The 20,954-nt window shown below is 41.2% G+C and carries 18 protein-coding genes and 2 pseudogenes; 6 read left to right on the top strand and 14 right to left on the bottom strand.

What is annotated here, in order from left to right; genetic code table 11:
* The 9 genes and pseudogenes from BUB99_RS20365 to BUB99_RS06630 form a co-directional block, all read right to left on the bottom strand.
* Positions 1-1,052: pseudogene (locus BUB99_RS20365) on the bottom strand (hypothetical protein); the annotation flags it as partial.
* Positions 1,053-1,104: 52 nt separating this feature from the next.
* Positions 1,105-1,590 carry a T9SS type A sorting domain-containing protein gene (locus tag BUB99_RS06595; RefSeq protein WP_073120773.1) on the bottom strand — a complete coding sequence of 162 codons (486 nt, stop codon included), beginning with the start codon at positions 1,588-1,590 and terminating at the stop codon, positions 1,105-1,107.
* 419 nt (positions 1,591-2,009) lie between these two features.
* A complete protein-coding gene (locus BUB99_RS06600; protein ID WP_139280930.1) occupies positions 2,010-3,416 on the bottom strand; it encodes a hypothetical protein in 1,407 nt (468 codons plus the stop codon).
* A 251-nt stretch (positions 3,417-3,667) separates the two neighbouring features.
* Positions 3,668-4,324, bottom strand: a complete 657-nt coding sequence (locus BUB99_RS06605) for a hypothetical protein (RefSeq protein ID WP_073120776.1) — start codon at positions 4,322-4,324, stop codon at positions 3,668-3,670.
* Positions 4,325-4,428: 104 nt separating this feature from the next.
* Complete coding sequence (locus BUB99_RS06610) at positions 4,429-4,944, bottom strand: inclusion body family protein (RefSeq protein WP_073121764.1); 516 nt, start codon at positions 4,942-4,944, stop codon at positions 4,429-4,431.
* A 281-nt stretch (positions 4,945-5,225) separates the two neighbouring features.
* Positions 5,226-6,071, bottom strand: a complete 846-nt coding sequence (locus tag BUB99_RS06615) for an HNH endonuclease signature motif containing protein (protein ID WP_073120778.1) — start codon at positions 6,069-6,071, stop codon at positions 5,226-5,228.
* 70 nt (positions 6,072-6,141) lie between these two features.
* A complete protein-coding gene (locus tag BUB99_RS06620) occupies positions 6,142-7,128 on the bottom strand; it encodes a hypothetical protein (RefSeq protein ID WP_073120779.1) in 987 nt (328 codons plus the stop codon).
* A 201-nt stretch (positions 7,129-7,329) separates the two neighbouring features.
* Positions 7,330-7,938: a protein rhiA gene (locus tag BUB99_RS06625; protein WP_073120781.1), complete on the bottom strand. Its 609-nt coding sequence runs from the start codon at positions 7,936-7,938 to the stop codon at positions 7,330-7,332.
* Positions 7,939-8,147: 209 nt separating this feature from the next.
* Complete coding sequence (locus tag BUB99_RS06630) at positions 8,148-8,996, bottom strand: helix-turn-helix transcriptional regulator (RefSeq protein WP_073120783.1); 849 nt, start codon at positions 8,994-8,996, stop codon at positions 8,148-8,150.
* 1,091 nt (positions 8,997-10,087) lie between these two features.
* Here BUB99_RS06630 and BUB99_RS06640 point away from each other — a divergent pair.
* The 6 genes and pseudogenes from BUB99_RS06640 to BUB99_RS20745 form a co-directional block, all read left to right on the top strand.
* Positions 10,088-10,588 (top strand): hypothetical protein, encoded by a 501-nt coding sequence (locus BUB99_RS06640; RefSeq protein WP_073120787.1) that lies wholly within the window; start codon positions 10,088-10,090, stop codon positions 10,586-10,588.
* A complete protein-coding gene (locus BUB99_RS06645) occupies positions 10,581-12,458 on the top strand; it encodes a tetratricopeptide repeat-containing sensor histidine kinase (RefSeq protein WP_170863747.1) in 1,878 nt (625 codons plus the stop codon). Before BUB99_RS06640 ends, BUB99_RS06645 begins: the two co-directional genes overlap by 8 nt.
* Positions 12,455-13,087: a response regulator gene (locus BUB99_RS06650; RefSeq protein ID WP_073120790.1), complete on the top strand. Its 633-nt coding sequence runs from the start codon at positions 12,455-12,457 to the stop codon at positions 13,085-13,087. The genes BUB99_RS06645 and BUB99_RS06650 overlap by 4 nt, the downstream gene beginning before the upstream one ends.
* Positions 13,088-13,238: 151 nt before the next feature.
* Positions 13,239-15,074, top strand: a complete 1,836-nt coding sequence (locus BUB99_RS06655; protein ID WP_073120792.1) for a DUF3857 domain-containing protein — start codon at positions 13,239-13,241, stop codon at positions 15,072-15,074.
* On the top strand, positions 15,071-17,038 hold the full coding sequence (locus BUB99_RS06660) for a DUF3857 domain-containing protein (RefSeq protein ID WP_073120794.1): 1,968 nt from the start codon (positions 15,071-15,073) through the stop codon (positions 17,036-17,038). Before BUB99_RS06655 ends, BUB99_RS06660 begins: the two co-directional genes overlap by 4 nt.
* A gap of 257 nt (positions 17,039-17,295) precedes the next feature.
* Positions 17,296-17,434, top strand: a pseudogene (locus BUB99_RS20745) (helix-turn-helix domain-containing protein); the annotation flags it as partial.
* Positions 17,435-17,507: 73 nt separating this feature from the next.
* Here the strand turns inward: BUB99_RS20745 and BUB99_RS06665 are convergent.
* From BUB99_RS06665 to BUB99_RS06685, 5 genes are all read right to left on the bottom strand, one after another.
* Entirely contained in the window at positions 17,508-18,236 is a 729-nt protein-coding gene (locus BUB99_RS06665; protein WP_073120796.1) for a siderophore-interacting protein, read from the bottom strand.
* An 18-nt stretch (positions 18,237-18,254) separates the two neighbouring features.
* Positions 18,255-18,782, bottom strand: coding sequence for a cytochrome b (locus BUB99_RS06670; RefSeq protein WP_073120797.1), 528 nt, complete (start codon positions 18,780-18,782; stop codon positions 18,255-18,257).
* Positions 18,782-19,630 carry an SDR family oxidoreductase gene (locus BUB99_RS06675; protein ID WP_073120799.1) on the bottom strand — a complete coding sequence of 283 codons (849 nt, stop codon included), beginning with the start codon at positions 19,628-19,630 and terminating at the stop codon, positions 18,782-18,784. The genes BUB99_RS06670 and BUB99_RS06675 overlap by 1 nt, the downstream gene beginning before the upstream one ends.
* On the bottom strand, positions 19,627-19,836 hold the full coding sequence (locus BUB99_RS06680) for a hypothetical protein (RefSeq protein ID WP_073120801.1): 210 nt from the start codon (positions 19,834-19,836) through the stop codon (positions 19,627-19,629). Before BUB99_RS06680 ends, BUB99_RS06675 begins: the two co-directional genes overlap by 4 nt.
* Positions 19,837-19,927: 91 nt before the next feature.
* Positions 19,928-20,791, bottom strand: coding sequence for a helix-turn-helix domain-containing protein (locus BUB99_RS06685; protein ID WP_073120803.1), 864 nt, complete (start codon positions 20,789-20,791; stop codon positions 19,928-19,930).
* Positions 20,792-20,954: the final 163 nt, after the last annotated feature.

The raw sequence follows: 20,954 nt of genomic DNA on the forward strand, positions 1-20,954 counted from the left end.
ACAAAATTATCTACTTCTGTTTCTGATAGTTGCGTATCTGTATCATCGAGATAAGGACTCAAATCAATAGTCGTCGCACTACCATTGTTGGTAATTGTTAGATTATTGCCTGACAATTGTAAATCTTGAATCTCATTCGTCACTGAGCCATCTACTTCTGCGGTCAAGTAGCCGTTGTTACCCGCATAAGCATCCACCTCAGCCTCGGTCAACTGTGTACTGACATTAGACACCCATACAGGAGAAGTACCGTCTGTACTAAGGACTTTACCCGCCTGATCAGCTTGCGCTGGCAATTCAATTTCATTCGTTACAGATCCATCCACTTCAGTGAAAGAGGTCAAGTAACCATTGTTACCCGTGTAGGCATCCACCTCTGCTTCAGTCAGCTGAGTATCAGTATTATCTAAATAGGGACTCAAGTCTATCGTCGTGGCACTACCATTGCTAGTAATCGTCAAATTATTCCCTTCTAATTGTAAATCCTGAATCTCATTGGTTGTAGATCCATCCACTTCTGCGGTCAAGTAGCCATTATTCGCCACAAAATCATCTACCTCTACTTCGGTCAACTTTTCTCCTAAACCTTGTGGTTTATTCGTAAGGTCATCAAAATCACCACTAAATGCATTTCCGGCCGTTTTAGCATACAGTGCATAGGGCACACTCATGAGTTGACTTGTCCCAGTAATGGTATAATCTGTACCGCCATTTAGATCAATCTCTGTCTTGATAAAAAAACTACCTGTAGACCAATCGATCGATGTAAAATCCCCACTAATGACGGATCCCGAACCAATCTCCAAAGTGATCAGGCCTCCAGTATTACTAGTAGGCACCTGTGTCTCCATATAAACAGTACTACCTTCAATACTGCCCTGTAGAATACTAATTTGCATTCCTATTTCTTGATTTGATACGAGGGCATTGTTAGCATCTCGTACTACCGCTTGGTAGCTCATTTTCTCTGGCGCTTGCGCAGATGTTTTTTCTGTCAAAAAACCAGTAACCGTCAGTATAGCCAATGCTATTATTGTGTATATTTTTTTCATTTGATTAATTTCTAATACTAAATTCATTTTCTTTAATTCTAGCTTTTGACATTTAGTTCTTGATGATTTTAAACGTCTTTAACACCTGCCTATCTCCTAGCACTTTCAAGAAGTATGCGGACCTTGGTAGGTCTTTCATATCGATAACTGCTCGGTCATTGTTTAACTGATTCTTAGACACTATTTGCCCTTGCAGATTGTACAGCTGATAAGACAACTCCCCGCTATTTCCCCCATCTATTTTCAGATGCAAAAAATCTGTAGTAGGATTAGGATACGCTACCAAATCCAGCTGAATCTCCTCACGTTCTATCCCTGTCACTACCGTGATCTCATAGGTCTGCTGAACTCCAGCACTCACCGCTCCGTCTTGACCAGAATAATTAGTGTATGCCATCTGACCAATAGTAAAGCTAACTGCCCCGTCTGGTGATAGACCATCCCCCCCACTGGAGGACACGGCCTCTTGCGCTTTCAAAGTCACACTCCCCAATGCGACCAAGCACATGACTGCTATGTAAAATTTAAACTGTTTCATTTTTTATACTTTATTGAATAAATAAGTTGACAACTTAGTTTTTTGCAAAAACTCACAACGAGCCTTTACAAAAAACTAATTAACCATGTTGTTGTGATCAAAATTCAACAGCCCTAACTCTTCATGTTCTATTTTGAGTAGTCCCTTAGCGACAGTTCTAGACCTGCCACAGCATTGCATAATAATCACTCAAAAATGTCGGTTTTTCGGATTCAATCCGTCAGGAGAAAGGAGTATACAGTCCAATACCTCTTTTGGGGTACTGACATGAAAAAAGCATTCATTCTATTAGAACAAATGCTTTACATTTCTGAACAGTGTTTTAACACAAAAAAACTAAGCAAAAGCCCATAATGGGCCTTCACTTAGTCAACCTATCCCTGTCTCTTTATAACAGATCAAATACAATCACTCAACCTCTATTTTGTTTCATTGATATTGCTTTGAATAGACCATGCAAAATCTAATTGCACCCAATCATAAAAGATACTGTCGCTCATATCCACATATTGATCTGCTGTGTATTTCAACGATTTACCGTTGGTTGCATTGGCGGTTGCCATTGCATGACAGCTCATACAGTTGGTCTGCATCCCGTATTGATAAGAAGAATCCAGCTTATTCACATCACCAAAAGGAGCTGAAAGACCAGCCTCCAAATAAGGATTATATCCAATAATCGGTTCTACACCTTCATTTGTCCCGTTGGTAATAGGCTGATTTGGCCACACCATGGCATAGGCAGTAGACACAGCATAGTGAGCAGCAGCTCCATTAAGTCCCTCTGGCCGTAAACCGGCCTCCCAAGCAGAACTCGGAAAATTTGGAATACTCGGGTCTGTGGCCCAAAAAAATGTCTGCCACGTCCAGTTGCTAATCTCTTTCGTCCCCACATGCATACATATCAGTATTGCCAAATCTCCTGATTTAATCTTATCTCCCGTTTGTCCCAGTTGTTGCTTGTTCATATAAGTCGCCGCATCCGTATCTAGACTGTAATGAATAAATTCGTTCAAATTAACGATCGCACTAGCTGGAGGGGACGTCACGGTACTGTCTACTGGAACAGCTACTTTTCCAGGTGTCTGTAGGTTATTGACATCTACGAAAATATAAGCATTCCATGCAGACGGACCATACACTTGTTCCAAACTCTCAGGTTCACCGTGCCAAGCAGGAATTCGGATAAAATCATCACTCACCTGTCCAATGAAATACGTCGGTTTGATAGTCACGCTATTGTTAGGGAAGGGAGGGATTTTACCAATACTATCCTTCACTAGCTTTTTAGTAATGCTCGACTGGTTCAGTATCAAATTTTTAGTAGCAAAACATGCCGCATTCGGGTCATAAGAAACTGACACATAAAAGCCTGGATTATCCTGAATGGCAGAAGTCACGCTCGAACCAAAATTATGCGTCAACTGGTTCGGGAAATCTAATTTCTCTCTAGTGAACTTAGCATTGGCACATCCACCCAATGTATCTCCATTAGCACATTGAGTAGCGATATCTGACACCCCTAGCCATGTCTCATATATGAGCAACGTGTCTGATAGGTTGTACACCTGATCGGAATTAGCCGTTAGGCCTGCCCAAATACCCCATGCATGTTTGGTAATACTTTCTGTATCTCTATTGCTCAGCCACTGATAGATAGTCAGGGAGTCTTCAGGGAAATTAAACCCTGAAACAGTTTCTGGCAAAGCTTGAGGAGTAACACCCGTTACAATTTCACCTGTCTTATCATTGATCATACAGCCCTGAGAGACCACCATCAAAACTATGGACACCAGACCTAGTCGTTTAAGATTTTTAATTTTCATCACTTTATTTATTTTCCTTTAAACTCTCTTATACCCTTTTGACAAAAAACATTTCGCTCTATCTAGTAATAGATTATTTTTCAAAAGTGACAAGTCTAGCCATCGTATGCATCAGGTATAATAGGTAAACAACTGCATACCCCAATCGAGGTATTTTTTCAAGTCAGTATAAAAAAGTCGTCCTTTTCAAATCAGAAATACTCGCTGGGGCATTTCTGACTTGAAAAGGACGACTTGCATGATGCGAACAGTTACGCTGGTACAGGAGTATTCAAGATGACTTGTACGACTCCTCCTCTTTCGGAGCGCTGCACATTACAGATTCTCTCTGACTGTGCAGGCCCGATTGGCAATGTCGGACAGGGAGCATCCCCTACCAATCGAACACAATCAGTACAGTTAACAGGGTAGACCCCTGGGTTGCCTTCATTCTCCTGCAACCCCCTGTTGTATATTCTAGTGATAGGTGTACTCTCTGGACCATAGCTCCAACCTAACCCTTTTTCTACTTTCACCTCAATAAAACAATTGACACCATTGACACAACTGATATCAAATGCTTCGGCACATGGTGAACTAGGATTGAGCGTAAACTCGGCGATACTCGTCCCTGTTTTGCCATGATGAAAATCAGCACCAGCCACTGGACACTGTGGAGGAATATAGAAGCCAATGTTTCCACTAAAACACCGGCCCTCTGCATCAAACAATTGTGTTTGATTTGCTCCTAAAGTAAACTTCCCTCTCAAATCATTTACTTTAGTAAGAAACCCAAACTGCCCTACGGCAACTGGACTCGGACAGCATTTGTTTTCGCTATTTTCAGCTGCAAAAGTCACATATACTTCCACTGCTTCGTCAGTATTGTTTGTTACTGATAGTTTTGTATTATTATCGATCGTACTCATTGTATTGTTTTATGTTTAAAAATTGAATTGACTTTCTGTTAAAAGCGAGAAAACCACCAAAACTTCTTTTTGGTGGTTTTCTCTATTGATCAAAACACTAGAAATTATCCTTCTACTGTCACTGTAGGATCCCACTGAAAATAACCGTAGACTTCTGGCTCTCCAGAAGCTCCTCTAGTGTAGAGAGCAAAAACAACCTGAAAATTCTCAACACCTGCAGTAATCACACGTCCTTCATAGAACCAAAACTGTTCTGACCCTATATGTGCGGGCAATACGTCAAAACCCGAAGGGCTGACCCCATTCTTGGTATAGGTAAAACTCATGAAAGGGCTAAAGACTTGATCTCCTCCAAACCTCTTGATCCCGTACACTAAAATTGCATTCTCAAAATTATCAGAGGCAGATGTTCCATGAAAACGAACATTGTCACCGACCTGAGCTCTAAAATTCAAATCCGCTCCTCCTTGACCAGAGATAGAGGCTCCATCCGTGACCACCATAAACTCGTATTGGTGACCAATACCAGTAGGAGCATTAGGATCTTGACTTGGTGTTGAAAAATCTCTGATGATTGCGTCAGTATCGATCGTGATCTGAACATTAATTATATTATTCATAGCAATATTATTTTTTAGTCCCCTACTCTGTTTGCCAATAGGCTTTTCGGGTTTCGCCTTTGCCTCTTTTTTGATGCGCATTGTTTTAAAGACATATCAAAGTTGATCATTAGCACACGCTATTTTATCCCCCGTGATAGGGATAATCACATACACCGCATCTGGGGTACTGACTCACACTAATGTGGTATGGGTGACTATGAGAAGTATCGAAAAGAGAGAAGGGTATCTGTATACATACCGCTTCTCTCTACCAATATAGCTGATCAAAAAAATTGTGCTTAATTACCCCAAATTCGCTGCACAAAATTGGCAGAGTCTATAAATGGGTTTCTATTGTTTTGTATCAAATAGACGGCATTGTTTCGATCTACCTCCTTTTGGCTGACAGGATCTTTTTTATGCCAGCCGAGCAAAAGATCTAAATACCACTGCTGATAAACCGTAGTGTCCGTTCCATCCAAAACTTGTCCTGCATATAAACTATTGGTATTCCAACTTGCTATTTTATCCTGATAGCGAGTAGCCATATAAAAGTACGTTCTCGCAAAATCTCCCTTGTATTCATCTATAGGTTCGAATACGATGATATCCTTCCCTAGCTCTTTATTCGTCGATGAATAGCCTAGTTTACTACCATTTTGTGAAGCGTATAACTCAGTTTTGTCTGCATTACCAAACGGGTAATTGCTCCGTTTGCTATTGACATAACCGTCAGTTGGATAGATATGAAACAAATCTGTGTACATCGGTTTAGGTTTCTTATTTTTTGTTGCGCCAAACCAGCTTGCTGGAAACGAATGTTCCCTGTTGTAACAGTCTCCTTCCATTTTATATGTCCCACATTGTGTGACCTGGTATCCATAGTAATAAGGATTGGGCTTACCAACTAGAGGAGGGAATGAATACATATCCCAGAGCGTATCCCCTTTCATATCTGTCAAATCAAAACATGCCCATAGTTGACCATAGGTCTTCTCCTTGTGCCCCTTAATGATATTGTAAAGGGTCGTTTTCAATTGATAGCCTGACTCACCTACAGTATTGTCATAATATGACTCAGGTGGTTGAGCATAGGTGCCCGTGAGCAGTAGACATACTACTACTGTTGAAAATATACTTTTCATGATTTTAAATTTTAAGTTTGTTAATAGATTAAGTATCGGGATGAATCAACCTCTCATGATCAGAGAGGCGTCATGCCCATTTAATAGTATAGAGTTCGGAGATATTAGAAGGTCTAGTTTCATTGCCCCCGGTCATGGTTGTAGACGTTTTACCCTTCCCTACCAAGTTGACAGATGCCTGTCCCACAGGGGTAGCAATCTCCGAGAAAGCTATGGAGTGATTATGCTCCTTAAATTCCTCTAATTCCAATGTCCCTACATGGTCTCCGCTGACATTAGACGCTCCCCATTTCTGCCTTTGGTTAGCGTCTGGATCGATACTAGCGCCATGATTCCATGCACGGCTAAAGTAACCCCTCATGTCTGGCAACAATGACCTATTTTCCCCCTTACCGTATCTATGGTTGAGCACTGAGTCCAAACGTGAATAGCCTATACCTAATTCTTCGGCAGATTGACAAAGCGATAGCTCCTGTGCAGGAGGGTTCTCTGTGGCAATATATTGCTTTCGTTCTCCGATCACCCCATTTACCATACAAGCGAGATTACTCAAAGCAATAGAACCGATATTCGCGTACACTTTGCTGATATCAACAACTACATTTGGCGTACTGCATTCTATTTTCAGTATTAGCCCAGTTGCGGCGGCACCAACAGCTAACTGCACTTCCAACTCATAGTCTCCCGCAGCATTCGTACTGCTTTCTTTGGTAACGATACCATCTGATAGAGAAAGACTGACAGCAGCTTCTGTTTCTAGGTGTACATGTGCTTTGGCCGTAACGGTCTCGCTACTCAATAACTCCTGCCATCTAGGAAACTCGTGTAGTGCCTGACTCAATACAGCCTGCCCACTAGCTTCAGTAGCAAGCCTGCAACAATTATTACTGGTATCAAGACCCACCGAGCCTTCACCTACAAACACCCATCCATCTGGATGCCCATATTCTGCGGGCGAAACATAGTTGCTGAAATACAAAAAATTATAATTGTAGACCAAGTTCAACTGCTGCATAGCGCGTAACGTTTCTTGAACATACGTAGTGTAATTTTCCATCTTAATTAATCGTTTAGATTGATCCCCCTACATCCATAATTAAATGATCTATCACAGTGTCTAAAAAATGACAAGAAGCTAACCGCTACATAGTTGCACCAGTAGATCAAAACATGGATTGAGAAAGGAGAGGTAGGTAGATGACAGTACTCAATAGTTACAATGAGCACTGCCAAATTATTTCAAAAGAACATCGGATGATTACCCTACAGTCCAAGTATTATCCTCGTTGAGTGTGACCTCTAGGTTGTACTGGTTGACAGGAAATGCAATCTCCTGAGCTGTAGCAGTGATCTTCTCAAGATCCAAAACCTCTCCTTGAGTAAAAGTTCCGAATGTGATCCAATACTTTGGATGAGGAGTAAACTGTAGTTGCATATTCGGTTGTGAGTTTACCACGAAAGTCCCATTACCAGACATCCCGATTCCTACCGAACATTCGTTGGCACCTACATTCCTTTTTTCATTGATGTACAAACTGCCATCTTCAGAACCTGCTGTTTGATTTTCAAACGAATAGGCATCCAATGAAGTGTCCTTTATGAAATCTATGGCATTCTTATTGGTAAGGTCTGCCACCCACGTTTGTGCCGCTTCATATATTATCCCAGGTTTTAGAATTCCCTGTCTAGACCAAGTGTAGCAGTAATCAATTTGCCACTGGAATAAAATATTTGTCGTAGGATAGGCTGACTTTGCAAACCAAGCCAATGACATGACATCATGTACGCCCAAATCTGGGTCTGTCTGATAGATACATACATTTCCCTTTTGGGAAGAATTGTTTTTAAAATTTAATGAATACTTCATCTCATTTAGTTTTAGGTGATATAATTTATTATTGTACTGATTTATCTCGAGTATTTGCTTTGTTGATTCATGATTTAAAATCAATGTTCAATCTAAGTAGGGCCTGCTCTGATCATATGTCTAGGTTTTAGATTTTATAGTCCTCTTCGTTTTAAAGACAAATCAAAGTTGATCAATAACTCAAGCCCTTACTTGTATCAAATCCGCAATCACATCTCATCGTGTAGCATAAGTTCTTTTTTTAGCCAAGTGCAAAAATTTTCTTGGCGCTTCTGCTTCTTATAGACCGAAGGCGAGCAACGGTATGTCCCTTTGAAAGCATGAGAAAAATGAGCTTGATCAAAAAAACTAGCTCTATAGGCAACTGTAGCTATCGATACAGTCTCATCGGCGAGTAACTCTGCCGCATACAAAATTCGAAGCTGTTGTAAAAATCGAATGGGGGTAATACCTAAGCAAGATTTTAAATTCCTTATCAATTGGGAAGAGCTCAGATTTAGCGATGCGGCTAGCTCATCTAATACGACTGATTCGTCTCCCAAGTGATCTAGTAGTAACTTTAAAAACGTACATAGCCATGGCTTTCCTCTAGCTATGGCTAGCATAGAATTTCTCAGTTCTGGAGATGGGGGCATAACCCACAAGACACACGAGGGGCATACCTGTTTGGAAGGATCCCTACACATTCGGTAAGCTGAGGGGGAGCATCCATAGCGCGTAACGAAGGCTTTCCAAAAGCTCTGGTAGCTAACAAACCCACAGTTCCAGGCTACTTGCTTGACAGGGGCATCTCCCTCACGCAACAATACAGATGCCATATGTAAGCGAACCATTAGAATTTGCCTACCTGGCGATACCCCAATGAGAGCTGTTAGTTTTCGACTCAGCTGTGCACGGCTATAGCCTACTATCTCAGCCAGCACTTTGACATCAAATCTGGTCTCTCTGGCGTGCTTTTTTATGATCCGGGCTACTTCCTGGATAAACATACGGTCAGAGTCGATCTCCGAATTAGGTACTTCGTAGATCGTTAGTTCGGGGCAATCAAGTGTTTGCATGTCTACTCAAAATTTTGAGCGACACCAGCGGCAGCCTATCCTATATCACAAATATCGAAGGCATAGTTATCTTGCTAATACGTCATTGTATTTCTTTAAATTAATTCATGATGCAATACCAAACATAGCAGGTCGGAGTGCTAAAATTCGGAAGTAAAGGTGATCGCTGGGTCTTGGTTAAAAATGGATTAAACAGGCAATGTTGTTCAGCGCCCCTCATTCGACACCCCACAGATGAATCAAAAATATTTTAGCCATTCATATGTTATTCGACCAGTACTACACTACTGTAGCTGGTTTTCATGACACGCTGCATATGACAAAATCAAAGCACCTAATCAGATATTTATGTGAGGGGTTCCTAGCTCAAGTGATCATACATCAGGCACTTATTTGCCCCTGCGACTATACACTGAGATAGTTTTTTGGTTTATTTTCCACCTACTCTATTAAGGCTTTTCGGTGTCCGCCAGTCTGTGACATATCTCACAGATCGTAGCATGCAGTATCACCATTTTATTGTCCTTTTCCTCTACCTTTTTTGGGGTATAATGGCACATATGGGATCCTTTACAAGACGATTTAAAGCCAAGTTGGAAAATATCAGCAGGGATAAATTGTAAGAAATCGGCATTCATATCTGATATTGTCTCATCACCATATTTCTCCATTTCATCATGAAAGACCTTAGCTATAGCAAACAACGGAATGTGCCTATCTAAACGTGAATAAATACTGGACAAAAGCAGGAGTTTCCTTCCCTAAAAATGTATCCGCTAGCAGAAGTGTCTGCTCATAAGAATGCTTCACTATAAGTATATTTAATAGTTTAAAGGAAATGACATTTCATAATCCAAATTGATCTCATAACTGTTTGAACTGAATCAGCCCGTCAAACTCATGAATACGAGAATAACACCTTTCTCCCTTTGGTCATTAGAATCACTATTAAGAGATGACACATGGTGGTGATACCTAATACAAAGCACTCCTTCATAAACAGAAAGAAATACCGCTTTTGGGGTATCATCTCAATGGTTAAAACCTGTATTATTGTACAATACAATTAAACGAGATAAATTATATAAGAAATGGGAACATCTTCAAAAAACATTTTCATTCAAGTTGACACAAACAGCGTCCTTCTTGGATCTCCTTCTTTACAAAGCCCTAGTAGTAGCCTAAACGCTCTAGCTTTACAACACACCATGATTTTTAGCCCTGGCTCTATGTCATTGGGAAATTCGGTTACTAATTTCACTATAGGAAGCAATCAAGAAGTAAAAGCAGGATCAATCATATATTTCACAATATTACCTCTTCAACTCTACTCTACTCACTCCCTGTATTTCGCGTCTTCAAACCCCATTTCAGCTCCCCAAAATGCAGCACATCCTATTCTGCCCACCTATTTTAAGATCGTTGACAATAACCCGTTAAGTCTGGGAATGGAGATCACAAATGAATTTCCTCTTAAAGAGAATGTAGAATTTTGCTTAAACATCATCCTTGATTATCATAAGCTCAACGGAGACCCAGCTTCTCTTGAGATTTGCATTGACCCCAAACTAAAAGTTGGCCAAGGTGATTGATTACTTCAAAAGTAAAACCATACTGAAAATAGCAATGGTCTACGCCATTGCTATTTTCAGTATCAAACCAAATATTTATGCCCAAAACCTAGAAGCCGCCGATAGCCTAAAAATATTGTTAACAGAAGACGATACCCTTTCTTCAACCAATAAACTAATCATCCTTAGTAATCTTTCCCAGCTTTGCAGCTCCCCAGAAGATGTATTGACCTATTCCAAACGCCTACTTCGATCTGCTCATGACCATAAACAGACCAATTACGTTGTTAAAGCATATCAGTATCAGGGAGTAGCCTATAGAATGAAAGGCAACCTAAAAGAATCACTAAAACAACTTATCAAAAGTGCAGAATTAGCCAAAGAAAATCACTACCTGCAGTTACAAGCAGAGGCATATTTAGAAATCGCCAATACCTACACTGCAAACAGTCAGTTCAAGAACTCTCTATTGTATGAAAAAAAAGCGATCGAAATTTTGCGCAAAGATGGTGATATCAAAAAATTAGCCATCAACCTTCTCAATACAGGATACAGCTACTATACTCTGAACTACCTTGATTCTTCCCTAGCTCTCTATAACGAGGCTGAGCCACTGTTTGACACTACAGGTCTAACCATCGGTAAGGCTTACGTGATAGGCAACCGTGCCTTAGTCTATTGGCAACAAGGTGATGACCAAACTGCCGAACGAGACTTGTTAAAAGCCATCGACATGCTAGAGCCACTCGGAGATCAATTTGGGATGTCAGATTATCACAATCAACTCGGTAGGTTGTATGCCGAGAGAAATGATATAACTTCATCTATTAATCATACCAACGCAGCACTCCAAATGGCCAAAGCACTTGACCTCAAGGAGCAAATCCGAGATGCCTCATTACTCTTGTCTCAACTCTACGAAGAGCAGCAAGACTATACTCAAGCCTATACCTACCAAACCCAATACATAACCTACAAGGACAGCATAGAAAACACTGAAACCACAAAGAAAATGGCAGACCTACGAACAGAATTCGAGGTAAACCAGAAAGAAAAAGAAATTGCCATCTTAGAAAAAAGCCAACTCATGAACCGAACCTACATTATCATAGCAGTGTTTTTACTGGCGCTAGCTATACTTCTAATCCTCTACTTTCGTCAGCGATTGCACAACACGCGCCTCATGTCAGCCAATGAACGCAAACAGCATGACGAAAAAATAAAAAAACTCCTCAACACCCAAGAGACCAAAGCACTACAGTCCATGGTAGAAGGCAAAGACCAAGAGCGTAAACGCCTCGCTCAAGAACTGCACAACCATTTCGGTAGCCTACTCGCTACCATCAAAGTCAACATCAACGGAATAGAGGAAGAAAGCATCCCTAATCACTACACCTTGACTACACTCGTAGATCAAGCCTGTAACGATATCCGTAATATGTCGCATTCGCTCAATATGGGCATCTCCGAAAACTTCGGCTTAGTCTCCGCACTAAAAGAACTCTCGGAGCACCTCCGCCAGTCTGGAGACTTGGAAGTCGAATTTTCAGCATCCATGTGTGGACATGCACTCGCTGCAGACGAAGAGATCACGATCTACCGAATCGTTCAAGAGTTAGTCAGTAACGTACTCAAGCACTCCCACGCGACCAAGCTCAGTATACTCCTGACCTGCTTTGAGGAGGAACAAATCATGAATATCATGGTACAAGACAATGGCAGAGGGTTTGATACCAAAAACAAACCAAAAAGTGGTGGTATTGGAGTCGAAACCCTTAACAAAATGGTGGCAGACAAACAAGGTGACATCAAATTTGACAGCAATACAATAAGTGGCACTACTGTCATCATAGACTTACCACTATCCTACGAAAACATCGAAGAGTTATGATAAAGGTACTGATAGTCGACGATCACCCTCTCTTTGCCGAAGGCATGAAATCAATGTTCAAACCTGGTGACGGTATAGAAGTGGTTAGTCAGACAATAAACGGTCACGAGATTCCCTCCATTCTTGACACTACAGAGGTCGATTTAATCTTGATGGACATAGACATGCCTGTCATCGATGGCATAGCAACCATGGAACTAATCCTATCCAAGGGATACGATCTACCTATACTGATGCTCACCATGCATCAGTCAATGAAACAAATCAAACGAGCATTGGAAAAAGGTGCCCAAGGGTATATCCTAAAAGATGCACACAAGAGCGAACTCATAGAAGCAATCACACTAACCAGTCAAAGAAAAAATTATTTCCATCCCAAAATCAACAATCAAATATTTGACTATTTCCGAGGCAAGCGCTCCGTCAAATCAGATATGCCTGAACTCTCCGAGAGAGAAAAGGAAATCATCCAATGTCTAGCCAAAGGGCAAAACAGCAAGGCTATTGCCAATACACTCCACATCAGTGAGCATACCGTAAAAACTCACCGCCGTAATATTATGCATAAAATGAACGTAAAAACCTCCGCAGAACTAATCAACACCTGCCTCGAAAAAGGGATTATATGACTCCTCAAATACACGCACAATTCATGCTATCTAAAAAAATAACCCTAGCTATAGTTACGTCTCAATTGACATAATCCCTAATGACTTATATATTGCGAGATAATCTGTGGAACTTTGATTCTACTCATTTTACATACCAACTAGTTACACTTTGTTATACACGCTCCTTACGCTATGCATTTGGTTAGGAACTCCACGTCAACCAGACGCTGAAATCATACGCTACGACAGTCAGATCACCATTGCGGAATCAGGTAAAATCAGCTACCGCGAAGAAGTTATCATTCAGGTCAACAACAGGCAGGGGGATTGGATCTCTGAAATAGAAATCGCCTATAGCAAGGGCAATAAAATTGAAGCCCTAGAAGCTGAGCTACTGGACAGTAAGGGACAAATCATCAAAAAACTAAAAAAGAAGGATATCACTGAGCGACATAGTATTTCACAAATCGCATGGTACGAAGATGACTATGTCAAAGAATTTCAACTGATTCACAACCAATACCCCTACCAAATCCACGTGTCCTATACGCAAGATTTTGACGAGTACACGTCGATCGCACGATGGACACCCTACTACCGCTACCAAGTCCCCACGCGTGCTGCACAACTGAGCCTAACCAAACCCGCTAACTTCAATATCAACATTCTCAGGACAGACACGACCTTGATCCGTCATAGCAATGGACCAACCTACTATGAATGGACTGCCCAAAACTGCCCCGCACTACCTAGTGAAACACATGGCCCTAGCCGCTACGAACTGTCTCCCAAGATCATCATCACGCCTGATCAGTTCGTCTACGACCAGCCTGGATCTTATGAGAGTTGGGCTACCTATGGAGACTGGAGCCTAGCGCTTAATCAGGGATGTAGTGACCTGACTACTGCTGACCAAATCGCTATTCGAAAGTTGGTCGAAGGAATAGAAGATGACCATGAAAAAATAAAAACGCTCTACAACCACATGCAAGATCAGGTCCGCTACATCTATGTAGGGATCGAGTATGGAGGACTAAAAAGCTACCCTGCCAGCTACGTCTCTACCAACAAATATGGAGACTGCAAAGCACTCACTACCTACATGCAGAGCACTCTAGCGGCGATAGATATCGATTCTTACCCCGTCTTCGTCTACGCTGGAGATAACCCTGTCCCCATGATCGACAGCTTTCCTAGTCATCAATCCAACCACGTCATTCTATGCGTTCCTCTAGCATCAGATACGGTCTGGTTAGAAAACACCAGCAACAGTGCACCTTTCGGGTATTTGGGAAGCTTTACTCAGAATAGAAAAGGACTTTTCGTCAAAAAAGGAGAAAGCCAACTCGTCAACCTTCCCAAACTAGAGATAGATGAAATCGCCACTACCCGTCGCATTGACATCACGCTAAACGGAGACAAGTACCTTACAAAATTTAGAGGAATCTATCGTGGAGAAAACTATGAGTATTACCACGGGATTAAAAAAAACCTCAGCTCCTCCCAAATCGACAAAAGGATAAAACAAGATTTTCCCATATCTAAAGCAGAAGTTAACCAGTGGAATATCGTCACTGCCGAAGATCGAAACGAAGCAATCATAGAAATGACAGCAGAAGCAACCATCTATGGCCTCACCAAAAACTATGGATCAAACAAAGTACTATTCCTGCCTAAATCACAACTGATCAAACTCGACGATCCCGACGAACGTCAGAGTGAACTAAGAATCAGAGTACCAAAAAACGTGACCGACTCAATCATTTTCAACATTGACACTAATCAATTTTCTCAACTCCATAAACCAGAGAACATTATCATAGACACGCAAGCAGGTCAATATTCTCTGGATTTTTATCTGGAAGACCAAAAAGTACTTTGTGTGCGTCAGCTAACCATGCCACGAGCTACCTACGCTGTTGGCGAATCCTACGAGGCATTTTACGACTTTCAGCAATCCATTAAAAACGCAGAAAGAAAAACCACCATTACGCTCAAACCATGATTAGATTTTCACTCCTATTGTTCCTATTGATCCTCCTTCAATCAGCGCTATTTGGCCAAACACCCGAAAGGAGATATGGCAAACTGAGTCAAGCAGAATTCGATCTCGAATATTATGAACAGGACTCTACCGCAGCGGCCGTTATTTTATTTGATCTCGGAGAGTCCTGTTTTAAGATCAGCAGTGATGGAGGACTGGATTTATACTTCACCAGAACCACTCGCATCAAGATTCTCGACGAATCTGCCATAGATGACTGGTCCAATGTCTCCATCCCCTACTATGTAGATGGCTACAACAAAACAGAAAAAGTCTCCGAAATAAAGGCTGTCAGCTACAACTACGAAAACGCACAGCTGACCACCAGTGAATTAGAAAAAGAGGAAATCTTTGATGAACAACTCAGCGAACGATGGCATCAAAAGAAATTTGCTATCCCAGGAGTCAAAAAAGGATCTATCATCGAATATACCTATCAGATCAATTCTCCGTTCAAATGGAACCTTAAAAGCTGGGAGTTTCAATCCACCATACCTGCACTATACAGTGAGTACACTGTCAAAATGACTCCATTCTACGAATACATCATGCTTTTTCAGGGACAAAACGAGGGATTGAAAAAGGAATCTTACGTAGAGAAAGGGCTAGAAAACAGCTTTGGCGGAGTAAAGTATCGGGATATGGTATACACATATTCATCCAGCGATGTTGCAGCTTTTTCTGACGATGATTTTATCACATCACGAGAAGACTATATCCAAAAAATCGAGTTTCAACTCGCCAAAGTAACTCAGCTCACAGGCGCATCTACCGAATACGTGACCACATGGCAGGACATGGTAGATGACTTCAACAAAGAAGACACCTTTGGCAAATACATTAATAGTGCGGAGCGGTATGCGGCCAAAAATATCCTTCCAGAACTTAACCTAAACGGGCTAGCCCGAACTAAAAAGATTGAAATCATCACGAAGTACATCAAAGATCAGTTCCGATGGAATCACTACTATGGCAAATACACCACACAACGTCCTCGCGAGCTCATCAGCAGCAAAACTGGTAATGACAGTGATCTCAACCTCTTCTTGATCGGCATGCTTCGCGCAGCAGGACTAGAATCCAACCCAATCCTCATCAGTACCAGAAGACATGGCAAAATATATACGCAATACCCCATCACCCAAAAGTTCAATTACGTCATCGCAGAGGTAGCAGTAGATAACGGTGTCCTCCTTCTCGACGCTACAGAGCCTTTGCTCCCCTACTACCTCCTCCCCACCCGATGCTTCAACGATTACGGTTTCATCATCAAGGATGACAGCCATGAATGGATTGGACTTAGCCCGCTCGCTACTTCGCAAAAATTAGAAGCCTCTACCTTCAAAATCAGTGGGAATGAAACGACCATGTCTGTCCGCGAACAACTAACTGGCTATGATGCCTGGCGAGCAAGACAAGAGTACCTAGACGACCCAGATGCCTTCAACGCATCACTAATCTTCGAGCATGAAGAGCTGAACGGAGACATCTCCGTCAACAACGACGATGTGCTAGAGGCTCCACTCTTAATCAACTATAAAAAAATACGACCTATCGATAGCTTCGAAGGAGACAGATACCTCGTCCCCTTCAACAAAATAGAGTACGCTCAAAACCCACTGGTGAAGCTCAAAAGAAAATACCCAGTCGACCTAGTCTACACTAAAAAGAGGGTCTACACCAGTACCATAGGCTGTGATGAGAACTCAAAGTTCAAACACCTTCCAGAAAGCACCTCGTTTGATGATGAGCTGATGACATTCAGCTACAACGTACAAGCGTTCGACACCTTCGTCAAAATAGATGCAACCTTCGAATTCAAAAAGAACGTCTACCAACCCGAAGAGTATGATCAATTGAAAAAGGACTTTGACATCCTCTACAAAAAACTAAATGAGCAAATAGTCGTCACAACCAAAAAGTGATTCACTAGCCTGGCTACCTTTTGGTAGTAACATCACGGACTTTCAACTTCCTCATTTTGACTACACATATCCTCAAATAGTCTACTAGAAGGCAAGTATGGTTATTGATTTTTGTAATATTCTAATCATAAAATCAATATCATGAAAAAGAGAACAAAGTTTGGTTCATCACAGGCTCTTCTCCTGGATTTGGGCGAATTTGGGCTGAGGCAGCGTTAAAGCGTGGAGATAAAGTTGTAGCAACTGCACTAAAAGTAGAAAGACTATCTACTACTAATCACTCCGTAAGCCAGATTGCCTATGCATTAGGGTATGAACACCCACACCTTTAGTAAGCTCTTCAAATCCAAAACTAGTTGCTCTCCATTAGAGTTTAGACAGGCATTCTTCAATTAATAACTGGTTCACGTACCTCATCTGACGTACGAAACAGAACCGTATAACACTTAAAGAACTCTAGCTTGACAAGCTATTCCAAACCTTTCTTTTCAGGGTTCCAGAATGGTTTCGTTTTTATCCGTTTGGTATCCCAGCCCAATTCCTTTTTAAAACATTGATTCAGCGCTACACACACTCGACTATCCCCAGCTATATAGACTGTTTTAGTACCTGTCATGCTAGACACGATCTCTTTTACCTTTGTAATGAGTTCATCGGCGGGATTCTGAGGCAATTCATAAAAATCGAAAGGAGTCGAACCATCAACATCAGGAAACAAATCCGTCTTATCCTGACTATATATGATACTCTCTACTTTTTTGTTTCCCGACAGGTGACGTCTGATCATATACAGGTGTGACAGAGCTGACAAGTCACCAATCATCAGATAACTCTCTGCCGAATCATCCACTAGAAAATTACCTTTCTTCCACTTAAAGTAAACCGCATCTCCAGGCTTACACTGTTTTGCCCAGTCAGCCCCTATCCCTTCGCTATGTGTGGCTATCGCTAGATCCACATGACCTGTTGATTGATTGATATCCCATACACTATAGCTCCTTACTTTATCCTTTAGCGGGACATCCTCCTGATCGATCCCAATACCCAATCGAAAAAAGCATCCTGCTATAAAATCCACTCTACTTATGTCTGCCCCTTTGATGCGTATCCGATAGGCAGCTTCAGACAGTTTGACTTTCTCTTCAATCACAGCTTCCTGAAGCACCACTTTTTTCAATATGCTTTCTACAAATCCCATACTCTTCACTTATTAATATTATTTAAACCAAATCCGCTTCAAGGTGTTCTCTCTATTTCTGATCAGATGAACAAAGTAGCCTGTAACATGAAATATTAGTAGTAGGAATACGAACTTGGCTACTATATGATGTGACATCATGATAGGATGAAATCCATCCTTGCTAATCTCAGGCAAATCTGCAAAATCCCCACTACGCAGTGCAAGAATTATCCCTTCTAAAAACAGAGAACTAATTCCTGAAATGCACATCCATAAAATAACGATATAGAACCCGTAGTGCACAAAAGTGATAAATCTTTGATGAAAGGATTTTTTAGGTTGTAAAGGGGCTGGCCGAGGATCCTGCATAAGAGCCAAAATTCTCATAATCGTAAGGACAAAAACAGTAACCCCCATAACAAAATGTATTCTATACAAGTTGAACTTTTGTAGATCATGCGCTCCATGCTCCATATTAATTCCTGTATAAATCAAAGCAAAAATCAGCCCTGCTGAAACCCAGTGAATCCAAACGGTCCTGCTACTATAATTTGTAACCTCCATCAAGCGTTTTTGATTTCTTGGATCATCTCTAGTGGAGCCTTGTGTACTCTACCCGCAGCTTTCTCATAGTCAGAAAACACATCGTTGGAGCCAATGGCGATTCCTTCGTAGATACCTGCTATTATGGTACCCATAAATTCCCCTAACTCATCTTTCCTTTCTGTCTCATAATCCTCTACAGAAACGGAATGATATACAAGATCAGTTTTATACACTTGATTGATCAACGCTGCTAACTCTCCTTGGGTGATAGGCTGACCTACTAGGTTATATGTCTGGCCATTGTGACGGTCGCTCAAGAGCATTTTCGCATAGGCATATCCCAATTCCCCTCTACTGGTATAACTACACTTGCCCTCGCCTGCACAGTTTCGGATTTCTCCTGCTTTGATATACTGATCGAGGTATTCCAAATCGGGCTCGATGTAGATACCATTCCTGCCAATGGCCCATTGAAGTCCCGATTCTCTTACATCCTCTTCGGTTTGGCGATTGGTTTTTACGATCGGTGCAAAAGCACTTTTTGTTTCATCTCCCACGATACTCGTATACACGATCTTTCGAACACCATTTGTTTGAGCTGCTGCTATGACATTTCTGTGCTGCTCGATTCTTTTCTGTGGTTCGTCCATACCAGAGACTAGCAGTACGGCATCCACCCCTTTTAGTGCTTGTTCAAATTGCTGCCGATCGTTGTAGTCTCCCTTTCGGATTTCAACTCCCAAGTGGCTAGCTTTCTCTGGCGTTCGTGCGATTCCTATTACGTTTTCTTTTCCGATTTCTTTGATCAATTGTTTGACAATCGATGCTCCCAATTGTCCGCTTGCTGAGGTTACTGCTATTTTCATGATTGCATGTTTTGATTCAACTGGATTGTTTCTAGCTCCTTTTCTAGTTGCTCTGCTTTAGCCTTGAACTTCTCCATAGCCTTTTTTAGTTGGCCTATTTTACTGAATGCTTCATCATCTTGCACTACTTGATACACGACCTTTCCATTTGTTTCTTTGACTTTTGACTTGCTGCCACATGTTGGGCATGTTGCTACTTGACTCATTGTTTATTGTTTTAAAGCAAAATTCTACTTTCAACCACTGCTGTAAAAGGTAAATACTCTCCTAAAAATGGTAAATATGGAACTGGATCAATCAAAGAGATGACTTGTACTCCTTTGGAGTAATACCTGTATGCTTTTTAAAAAATTTGGTAAAGTTGGTCACTTCATCAAACCCCAACTCGTAAGCGATTTCCTTCAAACTATTGTTGGTACTGAGGATTGCTCTTTTTATTTCCAAAACCACATACTCGTCTATGAAATGTTTGGCAGTATTCAAGGTAAAATTTTGGACGACCGCATTCAATTGCTTGGCAGAGACGGACATGTATTCCGCATAGTCCTTCACATTTCTCGTGTCCATGTACCTCTCTTCTACCAAGTTCTTAAATTGAAAGAACAGTGGGTACTGCTCTGTGTTACGTTTCGTAGAAATAGCTAAGTGCGACACTCTCTCCAATTTCAACAGATACAGCTCCAGCATTTTGGCTATTATATTCCTTTGGGCATAGGTATTTTCATTATTCAGTTCCTGTGCGATCAGTGCCAAAAATGATTCATTGAAATTACTACCCTCCACCAGTGGATCTGAAATATGATAGTTGTAGAGGTGCGAAATAAAGTCAATGGTAGACTTAGAGAAAAACTTCAAAACAAAGTCTTCTGTAAAAACGACAAGGTAACCGTCGTAGCTTAGATTTTCTTGAAAAGCATGCACTTGCCCTTTAGCGATTTTCAATACAGACCCTTTCTTTAGTAAGTAGTTCTCTAGATCGACTTGATGCATTCCCTCTCCTTCCATAACAATCAACAAGGCAAAGAAGGTAATTCGGTGAGGTTTCAGTGGATCATGGTTAGGATTTTCTTCGACGCGCTCGAATAATTCAGATATCCTCAAAAATTCAATATCTGTGGTCTTTTCGCTACTATCGAATGATATGTTTGGGATATTGTTCATAGAAGTCCGTTCAGATTAATGTCCTTAGTGTTCAACTAAACAGATTTAACATAAACAATAGTCTTCTATCTAGCGACATTCCCTCCTTGTTTATTTAACTACTATTCCCAACACACACCGTCCCTATTAATTCTGTATCATGATTCTAATACAACATATATAA

It is taken from the genome of Reichenbachiella agariperforans, assembly GCF_900142205.1.
GTDB classification, from domain to species: domain Bacteria; phylum Bacteroidota; class Bacteroidia; order Cytophagales; family Cyclobacteriaceae; genus Reichenbachiella; species Reichenbachiella agariperforans.

Coding starts and splice junctions, on each gene's coding strand:
- BUB99_RS06595 (WP_073120773.1), bottom strand. CDS start 1,590: ATGAAACAGTTTAAATTTTACATAGCAGTCATGTGCTTGGTCGCATTG.
- BUB99_RS06600 (WP_139280930.1), bottom strand. CDS start 3,416: ATGAAAATTAAAAATCTTAAACGACTAGGTCTGGTGTCCATAGTTTTG.
- BUB99_RS06605 (WP_073120776.1), bottom strand. CDS start 4,324: ATGAGTACGATCGATAATAATACAAAACTATCAGTAACAAACAATACT.
- BUB99_RS06610 (WP_073121764.1), bottom strand. CDS start 4,944: ATGAATAATATAATTAATGTTCAGATCACGATCGATACTGACGCAATC.
- BUB99_RS06615 (WP_073120778.1), bottom strand. CDS start 6,071: ATGAAAAGTATATTTTCAACAGTAGTAGTATGTCTACTGCTCACGGGC.
- BUB99_RS06620 (WP_073120779.1), bottom strand. CDS start 7,128: ATGGAAAATTACACTACGTATGTTCAAGAAACGTTACGCGCTATGCAG.
- BUB99_RS06625 (WP_073120781.1), bottom strand. CDS start 7,938: ATGAAGTATTCATTAAATTTTAAAAACAATTCTTCCCAAAAGGGAAAT.
- BUB99_RS06630 (WP_073120783.1), bottom strand. CDS start 8,996: ATGCAAACACTTGATTGCCCCGAACTAACGATCTACGAAGTACCTAAT.
- BUB99_RS06640 (WP_073120787.1), top strand. CDS start 10,088: ATGGGAACATCTTCAAAAAACATTTTCATTCAAGTTGACACAAACAGC.
- BUB99_RS06650 (WP_073120790.1), top strand. CDS start 12,455: ATGATAAAGGTACTGATAGTCGACGATCACCCTCTCTTTGCCGAAGGC.
- BUB99_RS06660 (WP_073120794.1), top strand. CDS start 15,071: ATGATTAGATTTTCACTCCTATTGTTCCTATTGATCCTCCTTCAATCA.
- BUB99_RS06665 (WP_073120796.1), bottom strand. CDS start 18,236: ATGGGATTTGTAGAAAGCATATTGAAAAAAGTGGTGCTTCAGGAAGCT.
- BUB99_RS06670 (WP_073120797.1), bottom strand. CDS start 18,782: ATGGAGGTTACAAATTATAGTAGCAGGACCGTTTGGATTCACTGGGTT.
- BUB99_RS06675 (WP_073120799.1), bottom strand. CDS start 19,630: ATGAAAATAGCAGTAACCTCAGCAAGCGGACAATTGGGAGCATCGATT.
- BUB99_RS06680 (WP_073120801.1), bottom strand. CDS start 19,836: ATGAGTCAAGTAGCAACATGCCCAACATGTGGCAGCAAGTCAAAAGTC.
- BUB99_RS06685 (WP_073120803.1), bottom strand. CDS start 20,791: ATGAACAATATCCCAAACATATCATTCGATAGTAGCGAAAAGACCACA.